The organism is Pseudomonas sp. GL93 (assembly GCF_003408955.1).
Classification (GTDB): domain Bacteria; phylum Pseudomonadota; class Gammaproteobacteria; order Pseudomonadales; family Pseudomonadaceae; genus Aquipseudomonas; species Aquipseudomonas paracarnis.
This window is the reverse complement of sequence record NZ_NKRF01000076.1, coordinates 243764-267498: the sequence shown is the minus strand read 5'-3', so window position 1 is coordinate 267498 and position 23735 is coordinate 243764. Positions and strand designations below refer to the sequence as shown.

Genomic DNA, 23735 nt, shown 5'->3' with positions numbered 1-23735 from the left:
GATAGAGGGTCGAGCCTGAGGGGCAAATGGCTTGTGAGAACGCTATCGCAGGCAAGCCAGCTCCCACCTATCGAGCCCGGGCTTGCCTGCGATGCGCTGCTTAGCCTTCAACCGGCGGAATATGCCCGAACATCTCCTGCACGAACTTCACCCGTTCCTCTGGGGTCTCTGTCACCCCGGCCGCCTTGAGTTCTTCCAGCCGCGCCTCTACTGCATGGGTGCGCAACGTCAGGCCGCAGTCGTTGGCAATCTGGATGTTCAGCCCAGGCCGTGCGTTCAGCTCAAGGATCAGCGGGCCTTTTTCCTGGTCCAGCACCATGTCCACGCCGATATAACCCAGCCCGCACAGCTCATAGCAGCCGGCGGCGAGCTTCATGAAACCGTCCCAGTTGGGCAGTTGCACGCCATCTACGGCGTTGGTGGTGTCGGGGTGCTTGGTGATGATGTTGTTCAGCCAGGTGCCGCGCAGGGTCAGGCCGGTGGCCAGGTCTACACCCACGCCGATCGCGCCCTGGTGCAGGTTGGCCTTGCCGCCGGATTGGCGGGGGGGCAGGCGCAGCATCGCCATCACCGGGTAGCCCATCAGCACGATGATGCGGATGTCCGGCACGCCTTCATAGCTGATGCTCTTGAAGATCTGGTCGGGCACCACGCGGTACTCGATCAACGCGCGGTCGCGGTGGCCGCCGAGGGAATACAGGCCGGTGAGGATGCTGGAAATCTGGTGCTCGATCTCCTCATGGCTGATGATCTTGCCGGACACCGTGCGATAGCGCCCTTCAAACCGGTCGGCCACCACCAGGATGCCGTCACCGCCGGCGCCCTGGGCGGGCTTGATCACGAAGTCGCTGCGCCCACCGATAATCTCGTCGAGCTTGTCGATTTCCTTTTCGGTGGAGATCACCCCGTACATTTCCGGCACGTGGATGCCGGCCGCCAGCGCCCGTTCCTTGGTGATGATCTTGTCATCCACGATGGGGTACAGGCTGCGCTTGTTGTACTTGAGCACGTAGTCGGCATTACGCCGGTTGATGCCCATGATCCCCCGCGCTTCCAGGGCCTTCCAGGTCTTCCAGAAGCCGAACATCAAGAGTCAGCCTTCAGGAACGCCTTGAAGCGCACCAGCTCGGTGAGGCGATAGCCGCGATAGCGACCCATGGCCAGCATGAAGCCCACCAGAATCAACAGGATCGCCGGGAAGGTGAACACGAAATACACCAGCTCCGGCACGCTCATGATCAGGTGCGCCAGGGACGCGGCGAACAGCGTGCCAATCGCCACTTTCAGCGCATGGTTGGCACCACGTTCCTCCCAAGTGATCGACAGGCGTTCGATGGTCATGGTCAGGATCACCATCGGGAACAGCGCCACCGACAAGCCACGCTCCAGCCCCAGCTTGTGGCTGAACAGGCTGATGGCGGCAATCAACACCACCACGAAGGTCAGCACCACCGACAGCCTCGGCAGCATCTGCAGTTTCAGGTGTTCAAGGTACGACCTGAGCGACAGGCCCAGGGCCGTGATGATCGTGAACAGCACAATCCCGAAGCCCAACTGGGTCTCGCGGAACGCCAGGGCGATCAGCACGGGGGTGAAGGTGCCCAAGGTTTGCAGGCCGATCAGGTTGCGCAGGATCAGGATCACCAGCACGCCAATCGGGATCATCACCATGATCATGAAGGTCTGCTGGGTTTGCAGCGGCAGGCCGTACAGCGAGTATTCGAGGAAGTTGGCGTCGGTGTTTTCGTCGGTCAGCTTGGCCAGGCGAATCGCGTTCATTTCGCTGTTGTTGAGGCTGAAGGTCACCATGGCCTTCTTGCCGCCATCGACCGTGATCAGGTTTTCATCGCCGGTCCACCACAGCAGGCGGTCGGCGGGCAGGCCCTGTTCGCCAGTCTCCGGGTTGAAGTACAGCCAGTCGTTGCCGTTGAAACTGCGCAGCCACAGCTCCGGGGTTTGCGGCTGGTCGGCCACCAGGCGGATGGTGTGGACTTTCTCTACCGGCACGTGGGCGATGGACAGCAGCAGCTCGACGATTTTGGCTTTGTGCGGCGTCGAGGGGTCGCCGGCCAGCAGCAACTTCACATTGTCGTCGTTGAGGTTGTTGGTGCGCTTGATGGCTTCGCTGATGAAGGTCTCGACGTCGGCCGAGTGCTGGCGAATCGGCGCCAGCAGGGCTTCGGCGGCGATCTTCTCGGGGCCTTCCACGGCGATGCTGTCGCGGAAGGTCGGGCCTTTGATCTTGACCTTTTCGCCGCTGTAGCGCTTGGTCAGCACCAGGCGGTAATAGAGGGTCTGGTTGCCCTTGGCCCGGCGCGCCGACCAGGTGACCTTGCGGTTGCCGTCGATGCGGTTGACGCTCACCCCATAGTTGTTGGAGATAAAGCTTTCATTGAGGCTGACGAAGTCGCGGCTCAGGGGCGGCACGAACATCTGGATCTTGACCGGGTCTTTCGGGTTGGCGACGAACTCGACCTTGGCGTCGATGTTCCACAAGTCGTCGGTGGCATCTTCGGTGACGGGAATCCCCAGCACGAAGATCTGATAGGCGGTGACCGAAATGCCCAGCACCACCAGCAAGGTGATCAGGATTTTCAGGTGCAGGGTCAGAGAGCGCATTCGGTTTACTCGGCGGTATTAAGCGTCGGCGGCGCAGGCGGGTTTGCCTGCTGCATATTTAAGACTGGGGTCGACCAGCGCATCAAAGCGTTTGAGCGCTTCGGAGCCAATCAGCAGCGGGTATTGGAATGCGCTGCGGTCAGTCAAGTTCACTTCGATGCTGCGTAAAGCACTGCCCATGCAGATATCCAGCGCAATCACTGGGCGGGCGGTGTAGTTCTTGTCCTCATCGGGGTCGTAGTCGCCGGCGCGGCGCTTGATCTTGCTGACACGCGCCAGGGGCAATTCGATGGGGTGGAAATGGGCGGTGTCGATGGCCAGGTAGAAGCGTACCCAGGATTCGCCATTGCGCTTGAAGCGCTTGATATCGCGGGCACTCAACGAGGCGGTCTTGGCGCCGGTGTCGAGTTTGGCCGCCACTTCCAGGTCGATACCTGCAAGCTTGGCGTATTCATTCAGGCCGTACACGGTCTTCTCGGCGCCAGCGCCAAGGCTCGGTATGCACAGCAGGCACATCACTAGTAGGTAAGGCTTGAGTCTCATAAATCCTGAGGCAGGGCAGTGCACTGTTCATTTCATGGCGACTGGCATTGCTGCGCAATCTCGGGTGCGCCCTTTCATCATCTGATGTCAGGCAAAAGCGGCGGGCATTCTAACATGATGCTTTTTTGGCGCCAGCGCTGGCAGGCGGCCATGCCTTGGCAAGTGAATGATGGGGTTATTAGACGATTGTCGACAATGTGTATTTATTCTTTGACTGTTAGGGGGATATTGGCTAGTTTTTGCGGCATTGATTTTAAAGGTGTCGACAATATGTTGGAGCAACTGGAAAAACCAGCGGTGGCACCAGACGATTCCCAGACCATGTCGGAGAACGTCTTCCGGCGTATCCAGGCCGCCATCGTCAAAGGCGAAATCGCCCCCGGCAGCAAGATTTCCGAGCCGGAGCTGGCGCGCACCTACGGCATCAGTCGCGGCCCGCTGCGCGAAGCGATCCATCGCCTGGAAGGCCAGCGCCTGCTGGTGCGGGTGCCTCATGTCGGCGCACGGGTAGTGTCTTTGAGCCACGCCGAATTGGTTGAACTGTATGAAATTCGCGAGTCCCTGGAGGGCATGGCGTGTCGCCTGGCCGCCGAGCGCATGACTGACGCAGAGATCGAAGAGCTGCGCCAGGTGTTGCACACCCACGAACGGGACGCGGCGTTCCAGGCCGGTGTCGGCTATTACCAGCAGGAAGGCGACTTCGATTTTCACTACCGCATCATTCAAGGCGCCGGTAACCGCACCCTTACCCAAATGCTCTGCGGCGAGCTGTATCAACTGGTACGCATGTACCGCATCCAGTTCTCCGCCACCCCCAATCGTCCACGCCAGGCCTTTGCCGAGCATCACCGCATTCTGGACGCGATTGCCGATCGCGACGGTGAACTGGCCGAACTGTTGATGCGCCGGCATATCGGCGCCTCCAAACGCAACATTGCCCGTCACTTCCCGGACGGTGCGCCTTCATCACGAGGTGAGTCATGAGTTCCAACAACAACAGCACTCCCGGCCAGCGTTTCCGTGACGCCGTCGCCAGTGAACAGCCCTTGCAAGTGGTGGGCGCCATCAACGCCAACCATGCGCTCTTGGCCAAGCGCGCCGGCTTCAAGGCGATTTATCTGTCAGGTGGCGGTGTAGCCGCAGGCTCCCTCGGCGTGCCAGACCTGGGCATCACCGGCCTGGATGACGTGCTCACCGACGTGCGCCGCATTACCGACGTGTGCGACCTGCCGCTGCTGGTGGACGTGGACACCGGTTTCGGCTCCTCGGCGTTCAACGTGGCGCGTACGGTCAAGTCGATGATCAAGTTCGGTGCCGCCGCCATCCATATCGAAGACCAGGTCGGCGCCAAGCGCTGCGGTCATCGCCCGAACAAAGAAATCGTGTCCCAGCAGGAAATGGTCGACCGCATCAAGGCCGCCGTGGATGCGCGCACCGATGACAGCTTCGTGATCATGGCGCGCACCGACGCCCTGGCGGTCGAGGGTCTGGAGTCTGCCCTGGAACGTGCCGCCGCGTGCATCGAGGCCGGTGCCGACATGGTGTTCCCGGAAGCCATCACTGAACTGGAGATGTACAAGCTGTTCGCCTCCCGCGTGAAGGCGCCGATCCTGGCAAACATCACCGAGTTCGGCGCCACACCGCTGTACACCACCGAACAGTTGAAATCTGCGGATGTTTCCATTGTGCTGTACCCGCTCTCGGCTTTCCGTGCCATGAACAAGGCCGCCGAGAATGTCTACACCGCGATCCGTCGCGACGGTACCCAGCAGAACGTGATCGACACCATGCAAACGCGCATGGAGCTTTACGATCGCATCGACTACCACACATTCGAGCAGAAGCTCGACGCGCTGTTCGCCGCGAAAAAATAAACCCTGTGGTTCCCTGAACAACTACAAAATTGGAGAACGAACATGGCTGAAGCAAAAGTATTGAGTGGTGCTGGCCTGCGTGGCCAGGTCGCCGGGCAGACTGCACTGTCCACCGTGGGCCAGGCCGGCGCCGGCCTGACCTACCGTGGCTACGACGTACGCGAACTGGCCGCCGACGCCCAGTTTGAAGAAGTCGCCTACCTGCTGCTGTACGGCGAACTGCCAACCCAGGCCGAACTGGCCGCCTACAGCAACAAGCTGAACAAACTGCGTGACCTGCCCCAGGCCCTGAAAGAAGTGCTCGAACGCACCCCCGCCGACGCCCACCCGATGGACGTGATGCGCACGGGTTGCTCGTTCCTGGGCAATATCGAGCCGGAGAAAGACTTCAGCGTACAGCGCGATGTCACCGACCGCCTGCTCGCCGCGTTCCCGGCGATCATGTGCTACTGGTACCGCTTCAGCCACGACGGCCAGCGCATCGACTGCGTGACCGACGAGCCGAGCATCGGTGGCCACTTCCTGCACCTGCTGCATGGCAAGAAACCGAGCGAGCTGCACGTCAAAGTGATGAACGTGTCGCTGATCCTCTACGCTGAACACGAATTCAACGCTTCGACCTTCACCGCGCGGGTGTGTGCATCGACCTTGTCCGACCTGTATTCCTGCGTCACCGCCGCCATCGGCTCTCTGCGCGGCCCGCTGCACGGCGGTGCCAACGAAGCGGCGATGGAAATGATCGAGCGTTTCTCCTCGGCCCAGGAAGCGGTTGAAGGCACCCTTGGCATGTTGGCGCGCAAAGACAAGATCATGGGCTTTGGCCACGCGATCTATAAAGACAGCGATCCGCGCAATGAAGTGATCAAGGGCTGGTCGAAAAAACTCGCTGACGAAGTCGGCGACACCGTGTTGTTCCCGGTCTCCGAAGCCATCGACAAGACCATGTGGGAACAGAAGAAGCTGTTTCCCAACGCCGATTTCTACCATGCGTCGGCGTACCACTTCATGGGCATCCCGACCAAGCTGTTCACGCCGATCTTCGTGTGCTCGCGCCTGACTGGCTGGGCCGCGCATGTGTTCGAGCAGCGGGCCAACAACCGCATCATTCGTCCAAGCGCCGAGTACACCGGCGTTGAACAGCGCAAGTTCGTGCCAATCGAACGTCGCTGAATGGGATGGGCTGTGTTCGCTGGCTAATGTGCTTTTTTGTGGGAGCTGGCTTGCCTGCGATGGCATCACCTTGGTGTACCTGTCACACCGCAGTGATGCAATCGCAGGCAAGCCAGCTCCCACAGGAAACAAAGCCAGTGTCGACAGTTCACCTTTCGAACTTACCGTGACCGAGTCCTGACGATGAACACTGAATTTCGCAAACCGCTCCCCGGCAGCCGCCTGGATTTTTTCGACGCCCGTGCGGCTGTCGAGGCAATCACCCCCGGCGCCTACGCCACGTTGCCCTACACCTCGCGCGTGCTCGCCGAGAACCTGGTGCGCCGTTGCGACCCGGCCACCCTCGACGCGTCCCTGAGCCAACTGATCGAGCGCAAGCGCGACCTCGACTTCCCGTGGTTCCCGGCCCGCGTGGTGTGCCATGACATCCTCGGCCAGACCGCCCTGGTCGACCTCGCCGGCTTGCGTGATGCCATTGCCCAGCAAGGCGGCGACCCGGCGCAGGTCAACCCGGTGGTGCCTACCCAACTGATCGTCGACCATTCCCTGGCCGTCGAGGCCGGTGGTTTTGACCCGCAAGCGTTCGAAAAAAACCGCGCCATTGAGGACCGTCGCAACGAAGACCGTTTCCACTTTATCGAGTGGACCAAAAAGGCCTTCAAGAACGTCGATGTGATCCCGCCGGGCAACGGCATCATGCACCAGATCAACCTGGAGAAAATGTCCCCGGTGATTCAAGTGCGTGACGGCGTGGCCTTCCCGGATACCTGTGTCGGCACCGACAGCCATACGCCCCACGTGGATGCCCTGGGTGTGATCGCCATCGGTGTCGGTGGCCTGGAAGCCGAAAGCGTGATGCTCGGCCGCGCGTCGTGGATGCGCCTACCGGAAAGCGTGGGCGTGGAATTGACCGGCAAGCTGCAACCGGGCATCACCGCCACCGATATGGTGCTGGCGCTCACCGAGTTCCTGCGCCAGCAAAAGGTGGTCGGCGCCTGGCTGGAGTTCTTCGGCGAAGGGGCTTCGGCACTGACCTTGGGTGACCGTGCCACCATCTCCAACATGGCCCCGGAGTACGGCGCCACCGCCGCGATGTTCTACATCGACGCGCAAACCATTGCCTACCTCAAACTCACCGGCCGCGAAGACGAACAGGTCGCCCTGGTCGAGCAATATGCACGCCACACCGGCCTGTGGGCGGACGACCTGAAAGGCGCGCAGTACGAGCGCAGCCTGAGCTTCGACCTCTCCAGCGTCGTGCGCAACATGGCCGGCCCGAGCAACCCCCATGCCCGCCTGGCCACCCGCGACCTGGCGTCAAAAGGTATTGCCGGCCAATGGGATGACGTGCCGGGGCAAATGCCCGACGGCGCAGTGATCATCGCCGCCATCACCAGTTGCACCAACACCAGCAACCCGCGCAACGTGATCGCCGCCGGCCTGTTGGCACGCAACGCCAACAAGCTTGGGCTGACCCGCAAGCCGTGGGTCAAGTCGTCCCTGGCGCCGGGCTCGAAAACCGTGGCCATGTACCTGGAAGAAGCCGGACTGGGCCATGAGCTGGAAAAACTCGGCTTTGGCGTGGTGGCGTTTGCCTGCACCACCTGCAACGGCATGTCCGGCGCACTCGACCCGGTGATCCAGCAAGAGATCATCGACCGCGACCTGTACGCCACCGCGGTGTTGTCGGGTAACCGCAACTTTGACGGGCGCATTCACCCTTACGCCAAGCAAGCGTTCCTGGCGTCGCCGCCGCTGGTGGTGGCCTATGCGATTGCCGGTACCATCCGTTTCGACATCGAAAAGGACGTGCTCGGCCTGGACGCCGACGGCAAGGAAATCCGCCTGCAAGACATCTGGCCGAGCGATGAAGAGATCGACGCGGTGGTCAAGGCTTCGGTGAAACCCGAGCAATTCCGTGCGGTGTATATCCCGATGTTCGCCATCCACGAAGACACCGGGCCCAAGGTCACGCCGCTGTACGACTGGCGCCCACAAAGCACCTATATCCGCCGTCCGCCGTATTGGGAAGGCGCGCTGGCCGGTGCACGGCCGCTCAAAGGCATGCGCCCGCTGGCGGTGCTGCCGGACAACATCACCACCGACCACTTGTCGCCGTCCAACGCGATCATGCTGGACAGCGCCGCCGGTGAATACCTGGCGAAAATGGGCTTGCCGGAAGTCGACTTCAACTCCTACGCAACCCACAGGGGCGACCATTTGACGGCGCAGCGCGCCACCTTCGCCAACCCGAAACTGTTCAACGAAATGGTGCAGGAAAACGGCAAGGTCAAGCAGGGCTCTCTTGCGCGTATCGAGCCGGAAGGCAAGGTCACGCGCATGTGGGAAGCCATCGAGACTTACATGGAACGCAAGCAACCGCTGATCATCATCGCCGGTGCCGACTATGGCCAAGGTTCGTCCCGTGACTGGGCGGCCAAGGGCGTACGCCTGGCTGGTGTGGAAGCGATTGCCGCCGAAGGCTTCGAGCGTATCCACCGCACCAACCTGGTGGGCATGGGCGTGTTGCCTCTGGAGTTCCTGCCAGGCACCGACCGCCACACCCTCAAGATCGACGGCAGTGAAACATATGACGTGGTCGGCGAGCGCACCCCGCGTGCGCAACTGACCCTGGTGATCAACCGCAAAAATGGCGAACGTGTCGAGGTGCCAGTGACCTGCCGCCTGGACACCGCCGAAGAAGTGTCGATCTACGAGGCCGGTGGCGTGTTGCAACGTTTCGCCCAGGACTTCCTGGAATCAAAGGCGACCGCCTGAAGAGGATAACCATGGCACACGTAGCGCAAATCAAGATCCCCGCCACCTACATGCGTGGCGGCACCAGCAAGGGCGTGTTCTTCAGCCTTAAGGACCTGCCCGCAGCGGCGCAGGTGCCGGGCCCTGCACGCGACGCCTTGTTGCTGCGGGTGATTGGCAGCCCCGACCCCTATGACAAGCAGATCGACGGCATGGGTGGGGCCACCTCGAGCACCAGCAAGACCGTGATCCTGGCCAAAAGCAGCCGCGCCGATCACGACGTGGATTACCTGTTCGGCCAGGTCTCCATCGACAAGCCATTTGTCGATTGGAGCGGCAACTGCGGCAACCTGTCGGCGGCGGTGGGCTCGTTCGCCATCAGTGCCGGCCTGGTCGATGCGGCCCGCGTACCCCATAACGGCGTGGCCGTGGTGCGGGTGTGGCAGGCCAATATCGGCAAGACCATCATCGCCCACGTGCCGATCACCGACGGCGCGGTGCAGGAAACCGGCGACTTTGAACTGGACGGCGTGACCTTTCCGGCCGCCGAAGTGCAGTTGGAGTTCATGGACCCGGCGGCGGAAGAAGAGGGCGGTGGGGGTTCGATGTTCCCGACCGGCAACCTCGTCGACGACCTGGAGGTACCCGGCGTCGGTACCTTCAAGGCCACGTTGATCAACGCCGGCATTCCGACGATTTTCATCAATGCCCAAGACCTGGGCTACACCGGAACCGAGCTGCAAGGCGCGATCAACAGCGACCCCAAGGCCCTGGCGATGTTCGAGACCGTGCGGGCGTATGGCGCGTTGCGCATGGGCCTGATCAAACACCTGGACGAAGCCGCTCAGCGCCAGCACACGCCCAAGGTGGCGTTCGTCGCCAAGCCTGCCGATTACGTGGCCTCCAGCGGCAAGGCGATCAAGGCCGGCGATGTGGATCTGCTGGTGCGCGCCTTGTCGATGGGCAAGCTGCACCACGCGATGATGGGCACTGCGGCGGTGGCGATTGGCACCGCCGCGGCGATTTCCGGCACTTTGGTCAACCTGGCGGCAGGCGGCGTGGAGCGCAATGCCGTGCGCTTCGGGCACCCGTCCGGCACCTTGCGCGTGGGGGCCGAGGCCAGCCAGGTGGAGGGTGAATGGGTGGTGAAGAAAGCCATCATGAGCCGCAGCGCGCGGGTGTTAATGGAAGGCTACGTACGCATCCCAGGCGACGCCTTCTAAAGGTCTACGCAGAGCCCCTGTGGGAGCGGGCTTGCTCGCGAAGGCGGTGTGTCAGGCACTGAAATGCTACTGAACCACCGCCTTCGCGAGCAAGCCCGCTCCCACAGGGGGCGCTATTTCAAGGCTGGCAATCAGACCGGCCATCACACCATTAATCGTAAGCCCGAGGATTATCACCCACCTTTTAGGAGAACTGCCATGAGCGCTAACGTCGACCAGAACAACCGCCCCGACTACGACCAGGTTTTGCAGGACATCGCCGACTACGTCTTCAGCTACCGCATTGACTCTCAGGACGCCCTGGATACCGCCCGCAACTGCCTGATGGACACCCTCGGCTGTGGCCTGCTGGCCCTGCGCTTCCCCGAGTGCACCAAGCACCTGGGGCCGATGGTGGAGGGCACCGTGGTGCCGTTCGGTGCACGGGTGCCGGGCACTTCGTTTCGCCTGGACCCGGTCAAGGCCGCCTGGGATATCGGTTGCATCGTGCGCTGGCTCGACTACAACGACACCTGGCTCGCCGCTGAATGGGGTCACCCTTCGGACAACCTTGGCGGCATCCTCGCCGTGGCCGATCACCTGTCGCAAAAGCGCCTGGCCAATGGCGACGCGCCGCTGACCGTGCGTGCAGTGCTGGAAGCGATGATCATGGCCCACGAAATCCAAGGTGTGATTGCTCTGGAAAACTCCTTTAACCGTGTAGGCCTCGACCATGTGTTGCTGGTGAAAGTCGCTACCACGGCGGTCACCGCCAAACTGATGGGTGCCAACCGCGAGCAGCTGCTATCGGCGTTGTCCCACGCCTTTGTCGATGGCCAGGCGCTGCGCACCTATCGCCATGCGCCGAATGCCGGTTCGCGCAAATCCTGGGCGGCGGGCGATGCATCGAGCCGCGGCGTGCGCCTGGCAGACATCGCCCTGCGTGGCGAAATGGGCATCCCCGGTGTATTGAGTGCGCCGCAGTGGGGCTTCTACGACGTGCTGTTCAGCCATACCAACAAGGACTTGGCGCTCAAGCCCGAGGACAAGCGCGCCTTCAGCCTGCCCCAACCCTACGGCACCTATGTGATGGAGAACGTGCTGTTCAAGATCAGTTTCCCGGCCGAGTTTCACGCGCAAACTGCCTGTGAAGCGGCAGTCGCCCTGCACCCGCAGGTCAAGCATCGTTTGCATGAAATCGACCGTATCGTGATCACTACTCACGAGTCGGCGATTCGCATTATTTCCAAGGTCGGCCCATTGGCCAACGCCGCTGATCGCGACCACTGCCTGCAATACATGACCGCCGTGCCGTTGGCGTTCGGCAACCTGGTGGCCGAGCAGTATGAAGATGATTTCCACGCGGCCCACCCGATCATCGATGAGTTGCGCGACAAGATGGTCATCGTCGAAGACCCGCGCTACAGCCGCGAATACCTGGAGGCCGACAAGCGCTCCATTGCCAACGCGGTGCAGGTGTTTTTCACGGATGGCACCTGCACCGAGCAGGTGGTAGTGGAGTACCCGATTGGCCATCGTCGTCGTCGAGTGGACGGCATTCCGCTGCTGGAAGACAAGTTCAAGGCCAACCTGGCCACGCGCTTCACTGCACAACGCAGCGCCGAAATCTTTGCGTTGTGCAAGGATCAGGCACGGCTTGAGGCTACCCCAGTCAACCGTTTCATGGACTTGCTCACGATCTGAAAAACAACACAGTCACTGTAGGAGCGAGCTTGCTCGCGAAAAACGTCAACGATAACGCGTGCTTCCTGAGTAAGCGCGGCGCCTATGGGTTTTTCGCGAGCAAGCTCGCTCCTACAGAGGTAATGACGCAGGCTCAAGCGTGTCCAAACCGCAGTATCACCCGGCGGTTGTGCTTGCTCTTTTTCTCGATCTTCTCGCAGAACACCCGGCCGATTTCCTCGGTATTGAGCACATGAGTACCGCCGCAGGGCTGGATATCGATGCCGGGGATTTCAATCACCCGCACCGAACCCGAGATTACCGGCGGCGCAACCGCCTGGGTGCGAGTGATCTGCAGCAGGGTCGCGTACTCGGTGGCAGGCATCGACAGAGTTTTGACCGCGTGGGCCTGCTCGATCAGGGCGTTGAGGTCTTGGGTGAGGCGGTCTTTGTCCAGGGTCATTTCTGGCAGGTCGAAATCCAGGCGGCCTTTATCTGCGCTGATGCTGCAACCGGTCACGGGCGCGTCGATGAGCGAACACAGCAAGTGCAGGCAAGTGTGCATCTTCATGTGCTGGTAGCGCCGTTCCCAATCCAGCCCGGCGTCGACCTGGACGCCAGCGGCCAACTGTTCGGGGCAGTGGTCCACCTGGTGCCAGATGATCGAGCGCAACACCGGGTCGCGCACGGTGCCGGTCACTTGCACCCGTGTGCCATCGGCCAGGGTGAGGTGACCGGTATCGCCGGGTTGACCGCCGCCGGTGGGGTAGAACAGGGTGTGCTCCAGGGCGATACCCTGTTCGCTGACGGCAATCACCCGGGCGCTGAAGGCGTTCTGGTAGGGCGCGCTGTCAAACAGCGCCAGGGTTTCCATGGTATGCACAGACATGTTCAACCTCCGACGATCAATGGGGTGGCTTGCAAGAGGTGGCGCACCAGTGCGCTCAAGCCAGGGGGAGAGAGCAGGGTGATTTCAAATTCCGGCCCGCACACCTTCAGGTTCAGCGGCAGGCGTGGCAGTTGTTCGTCGTTGTCGAGGCGACGCAGGCGAAACTGCAGGTGGTGCCGCTCTTTCACCGTGGGTTCGAGCATCAGCCCTTGCAGCGGATGAAAGTCGGCGTCCAGCACGGTGACCTTGTGGCCGACACTCACTTCGCCCACCACGTGCAAGCGCTCATCCAAGGCAAAGGCGCCGAGGTAGTTGCTGTGGTCCGATTCATCGTTTTTTTGCAGTTGGATCTGGTTGACCACCTTGACCTTGGTGCCTGCCGGCACGTCCTGGGTAATCACGCAGGAGGGGCTGATAAACACGTTATCGCCGATCGACACGTAGCCCAGCACCCGAGCGCCGGCGCCGACTTCGACGTTGTTGCCCAGGCGCGGGTGGCGCTTGCCGTCCGGGTTGTTGGCAATGCCGCGAGCGCCCAGGGTCACGCCGCAGAGGATGTAGCAGTCGTTGCCGATCACGCAGGTTTCGCCGATGACCGTGCCGTAGCCATGGTCCAGCACAAAGCGCCGGCCAATGCGCGCTGCCGGGTGAATCTCGGCGCCGGAGAGGATCTTGCCCTGGTTACTCAGCTTGAGAGCCATGCGCGAAAAATCGCCGTGGTCAGCGCTCTGGAAATGCCACACCAGGTGCGCAAGGCGGTAGAACAGCACGGCCTTGAACGAGGCGTAGGATTCCAGGATCAACTCACCGCGCCCACGGGACGCAGGGTCGCGATAGGCATAGGCAATCAGGTCCTCGGCCACCGCCTGGGCGGCGTTCTGGATCAACGGCGCCAGGTGCGGCTCCAACTGCTTCATCTGTCTGGGCGTCAAGGTGGTGATGAGGTGGGTGAGCAACTCATCGTGCAGCTGTTGCATGTCGATAAAGCCCCCCATGGAGACACCCCCGTATGTTGAATGGTTAAAAGCCCCGTTATTCGAAACTGGGCAGGTAGCTGTCGGCATTGTCGTAGACCATGGTCAACACCACCGTTTCAGGCGGTAGTTCGGGGGCAAGTTGGGCGATGGCAACCATGTTGGCGGCCGAAGACAGCCCCAGGCTTATGGCATCGGTGCGCATGATGCGTTTGATCATGTCCAGGCAATCGGCGTGCGACACCTTGAGCATGCCGTCGATCACGTCCAGGTTGAGGATGCTGGGGATCAGGCCGATCGACAGGCCCTGGATCCTGTGCGCCGCGTGCCGGTCTTTGAGCAGGTCGCATTCTTCCGGTTCTACGCCCATCACTCGCAGCGCGGGCCAGGCGGCCTTGAGGGTTTCGCCGATACCGGTGATATGGCCCCCGGTGCCAATGCCGCTGACGAAGTAGTCCACGCGCTGTTCACCGAAGGCGCGAAGGATTTCCGGGGCGGTGGTGTCGCGGTGGGTTTGGGGGTTGGCGCCGTTGCGTTGCTGGTTGAGCATCACGTAGTTGGGGTTCTCCAACTGCAGCTCCATGCACTTTTCACCGTGGGAGTTATTGCCCAGGCGACTGTCGGACAGTACTACCCTGGCGCCGTACAGACGCAGCAGCTTCTGTTTTTCCGGGCTGTAGTTGTCAGGGATCACCAGCACCACTTTGTAGCCCAGCACATTGCCGGCCATTACCAGGCCAATCCCGGTGTTGCCGCCACTGGGTTCGATGATGGTCTGCCCGGAATCACGGATCAGCACACCGCGGCGCTCGGCATCCAGGATCATGCCCAGGGCGATGCGCGCCTTGTGGCTGCCGCCGGGGTTGAGGGACTCCAGCTTGGCGTAGACCTCGATGCCGAGGTCTTCGGAAAACTGGGCCAGACGCACGATCGGCGTTTGGCCGATGACGTCGAGAATGGAGTTATGCAGCATCAGCACGTCCCCACTCTCAGTACAACGGCATGTCAGGGTCGACGTCGCGAACCCAATGTTTCATGCCGCCCTGCAGGACTTTGGTGTTGGCAAAGCCAGCTGCCAACAGGGTGCTGGCGGCTTGCTCGGCGCGGGTGCCTGCGTAGCAGATCAGGTAGTGAGTGTTGTCGCGGCTCAGGCTGGCGAGCTGCCCATCCAGCTCCGCCAGCGGGATATGCACCACGCCCGGTAATTTGCACACTTCCAGTTCGCTGGCGTCACGCACGTCCAGCAATACATCGGCGCTGCTAGGGTGTTCGAGCACTTGCTTGAGTACCTGTGGCTTGATGTAGCGTTCCGCGGCCAGGAAGAGCTGGCTCGGTACGGCATCGGCGCAGGTGGCCGGCGCGACGGTTTCGCTACGGCGCAGGTCCGAGCAGCAGGGGCAGTCAGCGCGGCGCTTGAAGCGGATCTCACTGAACTTCATCGCCAGCGCGTCGAAGCGCATCAAGCGGCCGGACAAGGGTTCGCCAATGCCGATCAGTAATTTGATCGCCTCGGTGGCCTGGATCATACCGACCACGCCCGGCAACACGCCGATCACACCGCCCGCGCTGCAATTGGGCGCCAGCTCAGCGGGCGGGGCCTTGGGGAACAGGCAGCGATAGCACGGCCCACCTTTGTAGTTGAGCACGCTGATCTGCCCGTCGAAACGGTAGATGGCGCCGTACACCAAGGGTTTGCCCAGTTGCACACAGGCGTCGTTGACCAGGTAGCGGGTGTCGAAATTGTCGGTACCGTCGATCACCAGGTCATAGGCGCCCACCAGTTCCAGGGCGTTGTCGCTGTTGAGTGCGGTGTTGTACGCGTTGATCTGGATATGCGGATTGAGGTCCAGCAGGCGCTGCTTGGCGGACTCGACCTTGGGCATGCCCAGGGTGCTGTTGCCATGCACAATCTGGCGTTGCAGGTTGCTGCTTTCCACCACGTCAAAGTCCACCAGGCCCAGGGTGCCGATGCCGGCCGCCGCCAGGTACAGGCTGATGGGCGAGCCCAGCCCGCCGGTACCGATGACCAGTACCTTGGCTTTCTTCAGGTTCAATTGGCCTTCGCGTCCGACGCCCGGCAGGGTGATGTGACGTACGTAGCGCTGCACTTCTTCGTTGCTCAGGGTGTCGATGTCCATGCCGCCTGAGGTGGCGAGCAACACTTCAATCCGGGATTTCGGCGGCAGGGCTTCATCGGCTTCGATCAGCGCCTCCTCGGCGGTAAACAGGAAGTGTTCCTTGAGCTGGTTGTTCTTTTCATGGAACAGGTGCTGACGCAATTGGGGGTGATGGGTGCAGAGATTTTCAATGACTTCGCGCAATGTCGATCCGGCGCCCTCAAGGGTCGATTCCGGCAGCTTGGCCACGCGAACCAGAATGTCGGGGAAAGAGACAGCGTTCATGGACAACTCCGTGTGCAGGTCGTTGAAAGGTTGAAGGGAGAAATGCTTGCCATCCCAGGCAAACAGCTTGGAGCCCAGGGCCTGGCCCTGACGGACATCCACCACCAAGTAGCTGACGGGGAAGATCGGCTCGCCCAGGAACAGTGCCTTGTCCTGGTCTTCGTCACTGAAATAGGCGCCCACATCCGGGTGTGAGTGGTAGATCACCACCACCGGGTTGTCGCTGCGAAACGCCTTGTTCATCAGCAGGGTGTCGGCCACCGAAAAGGTGTAGCCGTTGGCCGCGCTGCGTGGGTACATCTGGGGGTTCTTGCGGTGCAGCTCATTCTGGATATTGCTGCCCAGGTACACGCTGCCGTCGGCGAAGACGAAACCACAGCACTCCTCGGGGTAGCTGCGGCTGGCGTGGGCGTAGATCTGTTCCAGGGCGGTGGGGCGGAGGACGTCCATGTTTCTCTCGCGTTGGTTGAGGGTCACTTTTTCTTGGCCATGAGTTTTTCGATCGGCAACTTGGTGATCGCAAAGCCGGCCAGCAGGATCGCCGAGTACAGCATCAGGTCGCGGGAAATTTCCACGCCTTCGTACCAGGCACCGATGATGACCGCGAACACCGGGAAGATGATGAAAACGAACGACAGGATGATCGGGCTCAGGCGCTTGAGCAGCATGAAATACACAATGAACCCACCCACCGAGGCCACCAGCCCCAGGTAGAACAGCGCGCTCCAGGAGCGCAGGGTGATGGCGTCGAACGTCGGTGTTTCAAACCACAGGCCGGCCAGGAACAGCATCAGCCCGGCAATGCCGATGGGCAGGGTGTTGTAGGTGATGACGCTGATGGCGCTGCCTTTTTGCTTGGTAATGACATAGCACAAGGCGTGCATGATCGCGGCGCTCAGAATGGCCAGCACCCCGAAGAACTCGGCGTGGTCCAGGTGCAGGCCCTGGCTCTTGATGATCATGTAAAGGCTGCCAAAACCGATGCCGATGCCGACCACCTGGGAGAAATAGATGCGCTCGCGCAGGAACAGCGCGGAGAAGATCAGGATGAACACCGGCATGCAGCTGAACAGCAGGGCGGTGAGGCCCGACGACACATGCATTTCGCCGTAGTTGAGCAAATAGTAGGGAATGCTGAAGTAGGACAGGGTCACGAATACGAAGAACCAGCGGCTTTCCCGGGGAAACAGGATCGGCTCACGGCGCACCATGGCAAAACACAGGAACAGCGGAAACGCGATGAGAAAGCGCAGGCCGGCGGATGTCAGCGGCGGCACGCTCTCGACGGCGATCTTGATGCCCAGCCACGTGGTGCCCCAACTCAGGCACACGATCAGGAACATCACGCTGGTCACCAGCCCGGCGAGCCACTGTTTTTGCGTTTTTGTTTTTGCAGTGTTTTCGAGAACGGCGGACATTGGCATCGTTTATTGCTTCCCTGAGCCGAAATTGAACTCTATATTGAACTTGTAATGAGTTATGTTTATCGGCGATTGAACCCGTAAAAGCACACTATTAGGGCGAAAGATGGCTGTCAAAACAAATATTGACATGGTGTCAATTATGCGTGAGGGCTTGTCCAACGGGCAGGGCGTGAAGTACAAGCGCCTGTCCGATGTGATGGAACGGGGCATCCTCGAAGGCTTGATTGAACCGGGACGAAAACTGCCGCCCCATCGGGTGCTTTCCGACAATTTAGGCGTGACCATCGGCACCATCAGCCGGGCCTACGGTGAACTGGAGCGCCTGGGCCTGGTGGTTGCACGGGTCGGTGACGGCACCTTCGTGCGCAAGCGTGGGATGGAGCGCCAGCGTGATGAGGGCTTTCGCAATTTCAGCGAGGAGCCGCGCCAGTACTTCGACATGAGCCGTAACATGCACATTCCCGGGCAAGAGACGGTATTTCTCGCCCAGAGCTTCCAAACGCTGTCGACCAACGCCAAGTTCCTCCAGGACATCAGCGCCTACACCCCGGACGCCGGCCTGCCGCGTTACCGTGAAGCGGGCGCGCAATGGCTGGTGCAGCGCGAGTTTCATCCGATTCCCGAGCAGGTCATCTGCGTCAACGGCGGCCAGCACGGCTTGCTGTGCGCCATGATGGCGCTGCTGCGCGCTGGCGATACGGTGGTGACCGAGCAACTGACTTACCCAGGGCTGATTACCGCCGCGCGCATGTTGGGGGTGCGGCTGATCGGCCTGGAGATGGACGAGGAAGGTGTGCTGCCCACGGCGCTGGATGAGGTCTGTCGTAATCACCGGATTTCGGCGCTGTACTGCACGCCGACTATCCAGAATCCGACCACCGCCGTGTTGTCGGTTGCGCGCCGCGAGGCCTTGGCCAGGGTGTGTCGCGAACATAACCTGCTGATTCTGGAGGACGAAGCCCACGGTGTGCTGGTGGAGGACCGTCCGCCGCCCCTCAGCTATTTCGCGCCTGAGCGTACGATCTTGATCAGCAGCCTGAGCAAGGCGGTGTCGGCTGGTTTGCGGGTGGGCTACGTGCATGCGCCGCCGGCGCTGGTCAGCCGTATTTCTGCGGCGCTGCGTTCGACCTGCTGGATGGCCACACCTGTGACCCTGGAGCTGGCAACCCAATGGATTGAAAACGGCACGGCGGAATATTTGTTGCGTCAGCAGATCAACGAGATCAGCCGCCGCAAGACCTTGGTCGAGGATTTATTGACCGGCCTGGCTTATCGCACCCACCTCAACAGCCCGCACTTCTGGATCGAAGTACCGGAGCCCTGGCGGGCCTCGGAAATCGAGGCGGAGCTCAAGCAGAACAACTACCTGATCGCCACCGCCGAGGCGTTTGCCGTGGGGCAGACAGCGGTGCCGCAGTTTATTCGGGCGAGTATCTGCAACACGTCGGGCGATGATCAGTTATTGCGCGAGGGGTTTGATGCGCTGGCGACGGCGTTGGGGCAGGGGGGCGGGCGGTTTCATCTGTAAATCCGCGTTACCATTCATCGCAGGCAAGCCAGCTCCCACAGGGGAACGCATTCCAACTGTGGGAGCTGGCTTGCCTGCGATAGCGTCAGATCAGGCGACAGAGATCACTTGAAGCGCCGCTCCACACCCTTCTCCACCAAAATCTTCGCCGAAATCTCTTCCACCGAAAAATGCGTGGAATTGATGTGCGCAATATTCTCTCTGCGGAACAGATTTTCTACTTCGCGTACTTCAAATTCACACTGGGCATAGCTGGAGTAGCGGCTGTTGGGCTTGCGTTCGTTGCGGATGGCGGTCAGCCGGTCCGGGTCGATAGTCAGGCCGAACAGCTTGTGTGAATGTGCGCGCAAGGCCGCGGGCAGGGTCAGGTGTTCCATGTCATCTTCGGTCAGCGGGTAGTTGGCCGCACGAATACCGAACTGCATGGCCATGTACAGGCAGGTGGGGGTCTTGCCGCAACGCGACACGCCCACCAGGATCAGATCGGCTTTGTCGTAATAGTGGGTGCGGGCGCCGTCGTCGTTATCGAGGGCGAAGTTCACCGCCTCGATACGCTCCATATAGTTGGAGTTATGCCCGATGGAATGGGACTTTCCGACGGAGTAGGACGAATGCTCACTCAACTCCTGTTCCAGCGGCGCCAGGAAGGTAGAGAAAATGTCGATCATGAAACCATTCGACGTTGCGAGAATCTCACGAATGTCTTGATTGACGATGGTGTCAAAAATGATCGGGCGAAAACCGTCTTTTTCAGCCGCCAGATTGATTTGTTGTACCATGGCCCGCGCTTTATCCACGCTGTCTATATAAGGCCGGGTGAATTTGGCGAAGGTAATGTTTTCGAACTGCGCGAGCAGGCTCTGACCCAATGTTTCGGCTGTGATGCCGGTGCCGTCGGAAATAAAGAAAGCAGATCGTTTCATTTGAGCCCTGGGCCTTAAGCTGATGGCGAATCTTGGATATGATAGGCGCGATTTTGCCGTCCCGCAGTGGGCCGCATTCTCACTTATTTTCCAGGTCCAGGCCACAAGCGCTGGCGTTAGCTCCTACTGAGCAACCCGCGTCCTGAGCTTTTCCAACACAGAAAGTGGAGAGATCACCTTGGTAGAGTACGTAGTTTCCCTCGATAAGCTCGGCGTCCATGATGTAGAGCATGTGGGGGGCAAGAACGCATCCCTCGGCGAGATGATCAGTAATCTTGCAGGCGCTGGTGTCTCGGTGCCCGGTGGTTTCGCCACCACGGCCCAGGCTTACCGCGACTTCCTCGAGCTGAGCGGCCTCAACGCCCAGATCCACGCCGCGCTGGACGCTCTGGACGTCGATGACGTCAACGCCCTGGCCAAGACCGGCGCCCAGATCCGCCAGTGGATCATGGAAGCCGAGTTCCCCGAGAAGCTCAACGAAGAAATTCGCACCGCCTTCGCCAGTCTGTCTGCGGGTAACCCGGACATGGCCGTCGCCGTGCGCTCCTCGGCCACCGCCGAAGACTTGCCGGACGCCTCCTTTGCCGGCCAGCAGGAAACCTTCCTCAACATTCGCGGCGTCGAAAACGTGATCCGCGCGGCCAAGGAAGTGTTTGCCTCCCTCTTTAACGACCGTGCGATTTCCTACCGCGTACACCAGGGGTTCGACCACAAGCTGGTGGCCCTGTCTGCCGGCGTGCAGCGCATGGTGCGTTCGGAAACCGGTACTGCTGGCGTGATGTTCACCCTGGATACCGAATCCGGTTTCCGTGACGTGGTGTTTATCACCGGCGCCTACGGCCTGGGCGAAACCGTCGTACAAGGCGCGGTCAACCCGGACGAATTCTACGTACACAAGGGCACCCTCGAAGCGGGCCGCCCGGCCATCCTGCGCCGTAACCTGGGCAGCAAGGCCATCAAGATGATCTACGGCGACGAGGCCAAGGCCGGTCGCTCGGTCAAAACCGTTGAAGTCGACAAGGCCGAGCGCGCGCGTTTCTGCCTGACCGACGCTGAAGTCAGCGAGTTGGCCAAGCAAGCGATGATCATCGAAAAGCACTACAAGTGCCCGATGGACATCGAGTGGGCCAAGGACGGTGACGACGGCAAGCTGTACATCGTGCAGGCTCGCCCAGAAACCGTGAAGAGCCGTACTTCGGCCAATGTCATGGAGCGCTACCTGCTCAAGGAAACCGGCACCGTGCTGGTGGAAGGCCGTGCCATTGGCCAGCGCATTGGCGCAGGCAAGGTGCGGATCATCAAGGACGTGTCCGAGATGGACAAGGTCCAGCCAGGTGATGTACTGGTTTCCGACATGACCGACCCAGACTGGGAACCGGTGATGAAGCGCGCCAGTGCCATTGTCACCAACCGTGGCGGGCGTACCTGCCACGCGGCGATCATTGCCCGTGAGCTGGGGATTCCGGCAGTCGTGGGTTGCGGCAACGCCACCCAACTGCTCAAGGATGGCCAGGGCGTGACCGTCTCCTGCGCCGAAGGCGATACCGGCTTTATCTTCGAAGGTGAGCTGGGCTTCGATATCAAGCAAAACTCCATCGATGCCATGCCCGACCTGCCGTTCAAGATCATGATGAACGTCGGCAACCCGGACCGCGCCTTTGATTTCGCGCAGTTGCCGAACGCCGGCGTGGGCCTAGCCCGCCTGGAATTCATCATTAACCGCATGATCGGCGTGCACCCCAAGGCACTCCTGAACTATGACGGCCTGCCGCTGGACATCAAGGAAAGCGTCGACAAGCGCATCGCCGGCTACAACGACCCGGTAGGTTTCTACGTCGAGAAACTGGTTGAAGGCATCAGCACCCTGGCTGCGGCGTTCTACCCGAAAAAGGTCATCGTGCGCCTGTCGGACTTCAAGTCCAATGAATACGCGAACCTGATCGGCGGTAAGCTCTACGAGCCGGAAGAAGAAAACCCGATGCTGGGTTTCCGCGGCGCCTCGCGTTACATCAGCGAAGCCTTCCGTGACTGCTTCGAGCTCGAATGCCGTGCGCTCAAGCGTGTGCGCAACGAGATGGGCCTGACCAACGTCGAGATCATGGTGCCATTCGTGCGCACCCTGGGCGAAGCGAGCCAAGTGGTGGACCTGCTGGCCGAAAACGGCCTGACCCGTGGCGAGAACGGCCTGCGCGTCATCATGATGTGCGAATTGCCGTCCAACGCCATCCTGGCTGAAGAGTTCCTGGAGTTCTTCGACGGTTTCTCCATCGGCTCCAACGACCTGACCCAGTTGACCCTGGGCCTGGACCGCGACTCGGGGATCATCGCCCACCTGTTCGACGAGCGTAACCCAGCGGTCAAGAAGCTGTTGGCCAACGCCATCCAGGCCTGTAACAAGGCTGGCAAGTACATCGGTATCTGCGGCCAAGGCCCTTCGGACCACCCGGACCTGGCCAAATGGCTGATGGAACAGGGGATCGAGAGCGTTTCGTTGAACCCCGATTCCGTGCTGGAAACCTGGTTCTTCCTGGCTGAAGGCCAAGCGCCCGCTTAAGATCGCCTGGTCAAAAGTGCCGGTCACTCGTTGCGGGTGACCGGCATTCTTATCTGTACAGGGCGGGAATCCTTGCGGACGCCGCCCTTTTTTGTGCAAGAGCATTATGCAAAGCAGCAGCAATCTGTTTCCCGTCGCCCTGATCAGCGCTGAACGTCGGGGCGACCTGAGTGAAGACGTCTACCGACTCAAACCCGGTAACAGTCCAGACGGCACCGTCGAGCTGGCAGTTACCCGTTTGGGCCTGGCCGATGTCCCGGTAAACCGGGGCACGCCGATTATTTTATTGCATGGCAGTTTTTCCAATCGGCGTTTCTGGTATTCGCCAAAAGGCATAGGTCTGGGGGCTTACCTGGCGCGTCGCGGATTCGATGTGTGGATCCCGGAAATGCGCGGCCATGGCTTGTCCAAGCGCAATCACGACTACGCCAGAAACCGTGTCGCCGATTACGCGCGCTACGATTTGCCTGCCGTGGGGGCGTTTGTGTCTGAGCAAAGCGGGCAGATTCCGCACTGGATCGGGCATTCCCTCGGCGCCACCACCTTGGCTGCGGCCTTGGGCGGGCAGCACTTGGATGCATCTGCGGTGGCGTCGGTGGCGTTGTTCGGCTGCCAGGTCAGTCGTACCCACTGGCCGTTGAAAATTCCACCGGTGGAGTGGGGCGGTCGCTTTATCCTCAAGCGCCTTGCCCACCTGTCGGGCCCACGCTTCAAGCGTGGGCCCGAGGACGAACCGGCCGGCGTGATGATCGAAGCGATGCGTTGGAACGGCCTGTTCGGCCGGTTTGGCGACGCCGAGCATGACTGGTGGAAAGGCTTGGCGCAGGTCGATGTGCCGCTGTTGGCGGTGAGCGCAGCGGGCGACCGGCAAGACCCGGACTGGGCCTGTCGCAAGCTCTTCGAGCAAGTGGGCAGCGAGCATCGCCAGTACCTGTGCCTGGGACGTCAGCAAGGGTTCAGCGAGGATTTCGGCCATGTGCAGATGCTGGTCAGCAAATCCGCACAGGCCCAAGTGTGGCCTTTGGTCGAGCGCTGGTTGAACGACCCGCTGACCCCGTTATTCGGCACGCAGCCAGAGGTGTCCGCAGCGGTTTGACGAAACGCTCTACCGAGGGCGTTTCACTCTTGAATGGTTGCGGCTAAGATATGACGCGCCACGCGGTTCTGGTCATATTCAGTCGCGCAACGTGTAT

18 protein-coding genes are annotated in these 23735 nt (G+C 60.9%); 9 read left to right on the top strand and 9 right to left on the bottom strand.

The window, feature by feature from the left end; translation table 11 throughout:
• Positions 1-100 precede the first annotated feature (100 nt).
• From CER19_RS15925 to CER19_RS15915, 3 genes are read right to left on the bottom strand one after another with little or no spacing between them, the layout of a single operon-like run.
• Complete coding sequence (locus CER19_RS15925) at positions 101-1087, bottom strand: alpha-L-glutamate ligase-like protein (RefSeq protein ID WP_116667092.1); 987 nt, start codon at positions 1085-1087, stop codon at positions 101-103.
• Entirely contained in the window at positions 1087-2619 is a 1533-nt protein-coding gene (locus tag CER19_RS15920; RefSeq protein ID WP_003193324.1) for an inactive transglutaminase family protein, read from the bottom strand. The genes CER19_RS15925 and CER19_RS15920 overlap by 1 nt, the downstream gene beginning before the upstream one ends.
• An 18-nt stretch (positions 2620-2637) precedes the next feature.
• A complete protein-coding gene (locus CER19_RS15915; protein WP_116667091.1) occupies positions 2638-3162 on the bottom strand; it encodes an ATP-dependent zinc protease in 525 nt (174 codons plus the stop codon).
• Between the two features lie 270 nt (positions 3163-3432).
• Between CER19_RS15915 and CER19_RS15910 the strand changes: the two genes are divergently transcribed.
• From CER19_RS15910 to prpD, 6 genes are all read left to right on the top strand, one after another.
• Entirely contained in the window at positions 3433-4146 is a 714-nt protein-coding gene (locus CER19_RS15910; protein WP_003193321.1) for a GntR family transcriptional regulator, read from the top strand.
• Entirely contained in the window at positions 4143-5036 is an 894-nt protein-coding gene (prpB, locus tag CER19_RS15905; protein ID WP_003193320.1) for a methylisocitrate lyase, read from the top strand. Before CER19_RS15910 ends, prpB begins: the two co-directional genes overlap by 4 nt.
• Positions 5037-5078: 42 nt before the next feature.
• Positions 5079-6206, top strand: a complete 1128-nt coding sequence (prpC, locus tag CER19_RS15900) for a 2-methylcitrate synthase (protein WP_116667090.1) — start codon at positions 5079-5081, stop codon at positions 6204-6206.
• A gap of 183 nt (positions 6207-6389) precedes the next feature.
• On the top strand, positions 6390-8984 hold the full coding sequence (gene acnD, locus CER19_RS15895) for a Fe/S-dependent 2-methylisocitrate dehydratase AcnD (protein WP_116667089.1): 2595 nt from the start codon (positions 6390-6392) through the stop codon (positions 8982-8984).
• An 11-nt stretch (positions 8985-8995) separates the two neighbouring features.
• Positions 8996-10186 (top strand): 2-methylaconitate cis-trans isomerase PrpF, encoded by a 1191-nt coding sequence (gene prpF / locus CER19_RS15890; protein WP_116667088.1) that lies wholly within the window; start codon positions 8996-8998, stop codon positions 10184-10186.
• Positions 10187-10384: 198 nt separating this feature from the next.
• Positions 10385-11869 (top strand): 2-methylcitrate dehydratase, encoded by a 1485-nt coding sequence (gene prpD, locus CER19_RS15885; RefSeq protein WP_116667087.1) that lies wholly within the window; start codon positions 10385-10387, stop codon positions 11867-11869.
• Between the two features lie 133 nt (positions 11870-12002).
• Here prpD and CER19_RS15875 read toward each other — a convergent pair whose 3' ends face one another.
• From CER19_RS15875 to CER19_RS15855, 5 genes are read right to left on the bottom strand one after another with little or no spacing between them, the layout of a single operon-like run.
• Positions 12003-12737 (bottom strand): alanyl-tRNA editing protein, encoded by a 735-nt coding sequence (locus CER19_RS15875; protein WP_116667085.1) that lies wholly within the window; start codon positions 12735-12737, stop codon positions 12003-12005.
• Positions 12738-12739: 2 nt separating this feature from the next.
• Positions 12740-13732 carry a serine O-acetyltransferase gene (locus CER19_RS15870; RefSeq protein ID WP_116667084.1) on the bottom strand — a complete coding sequence of 331 codons (993 nt, stop codon included), beginning with the start codon at positions 13730-13732 and terminating at the stop codon, positions 12740-12742.
• A gap of 37 nt (positions 13733-13769) precedes the next feature.
• Complete coding sequence (locus tag CER19_RS15865) at positions 13770-14684, bottom strand: PLP-dependent cysteine synthase family protein (protein WP_014719493.1); 915 nt, start codon at positions 14682-14684, stop codon at positions 13770-13772.
• A gap of 16 nt (positions 14685-14700) precedes the next feature.
• The gene (moeB, locus tag CER19_RS15860) at positions 14701-16563 is read right to left on the bottom strand and encodes a molybdopterin-synthase adenylyltransferase MoeB (RefSeq protein ID WP_116667083.1); all 1863 of its coding nucleotides are present in this window, start codon (positions 16561-16563) and stop codon (positions 14701-14703) included.
• Positions 16564-16586: 23 nt separating this feature from the next.
• Positions 16587-17531 carry a DMT family transporter gene (locus tag CER19_RS15855; protein WP_116667082.1) on the bottom strand — a complete coding sequence of 315 codons (945 nt, stop codon included), beginning with the start codon at positions 17529-17531 and terminating at the stop codon, positions 16587-16589.
• 109 nt (positions 17532-17640) lie between these two features.
• Here CER19_RS15855 and CER19_RS15850 point away from each other — a divergent pair, with 109 nt between their 5' ends.
• Positions 17641-19065, top strand: a complete 1425-nt coding sequence (locus CER19_RS15850; protein WP_054897194.1) for a PLP-dependent aminotransferase family protein — start codon at positions 17641-17643, stop codon at positions 19063-19065.
• Between the two features lie 104 nt (positions 19066-19169).
• Here CER19_RS15850 and CER19_RS15845 read toward each other — a convergent pair whose 3' ends face one another.
• A complete protein-coding gene (locus CER19_RS15845) occupies positions 19170-19988 on the bottom strand; it encodes a pyruvate, water dikinase regulatory protein (protein WP_003193298.1) in 819 nt (272 codons plus the stop codon).
• 178 nt (positions 19989-20166) lie between these two features.
• On the opposite strand from CER19_RS15845, the gene ppsA reads away from it, so the two are divergent.
• Together ppsA and CER19_RS15835 are read left to right on the top strand one after the other, a co-directional pair.
• The gene (ppsA, locus tag CER19_RS15840; RefSeq protein ID WP_116667081.1) at positions 20167-22542 is read left to right on the top strand and encodes a phosphoenolpyruvate synthase; all 2376 of its coding nucleotides are present in this window, start codon (positions 20167-20169) and stop codon (positions 22540-22542) included.
• Between the two features lie 106 nt (positions 22543-22648).
• Entirely contained in the window at positions 22649-23638 is a 990-nt protein-coding gene (locus CER19_RS15835; protein ID WP_116667080.1) for an alpha/beta fold hydrolase, read from the top strand.
• The last annotated feature ends 97 nt before the right edge of the window (positions 23639-23735 follow it).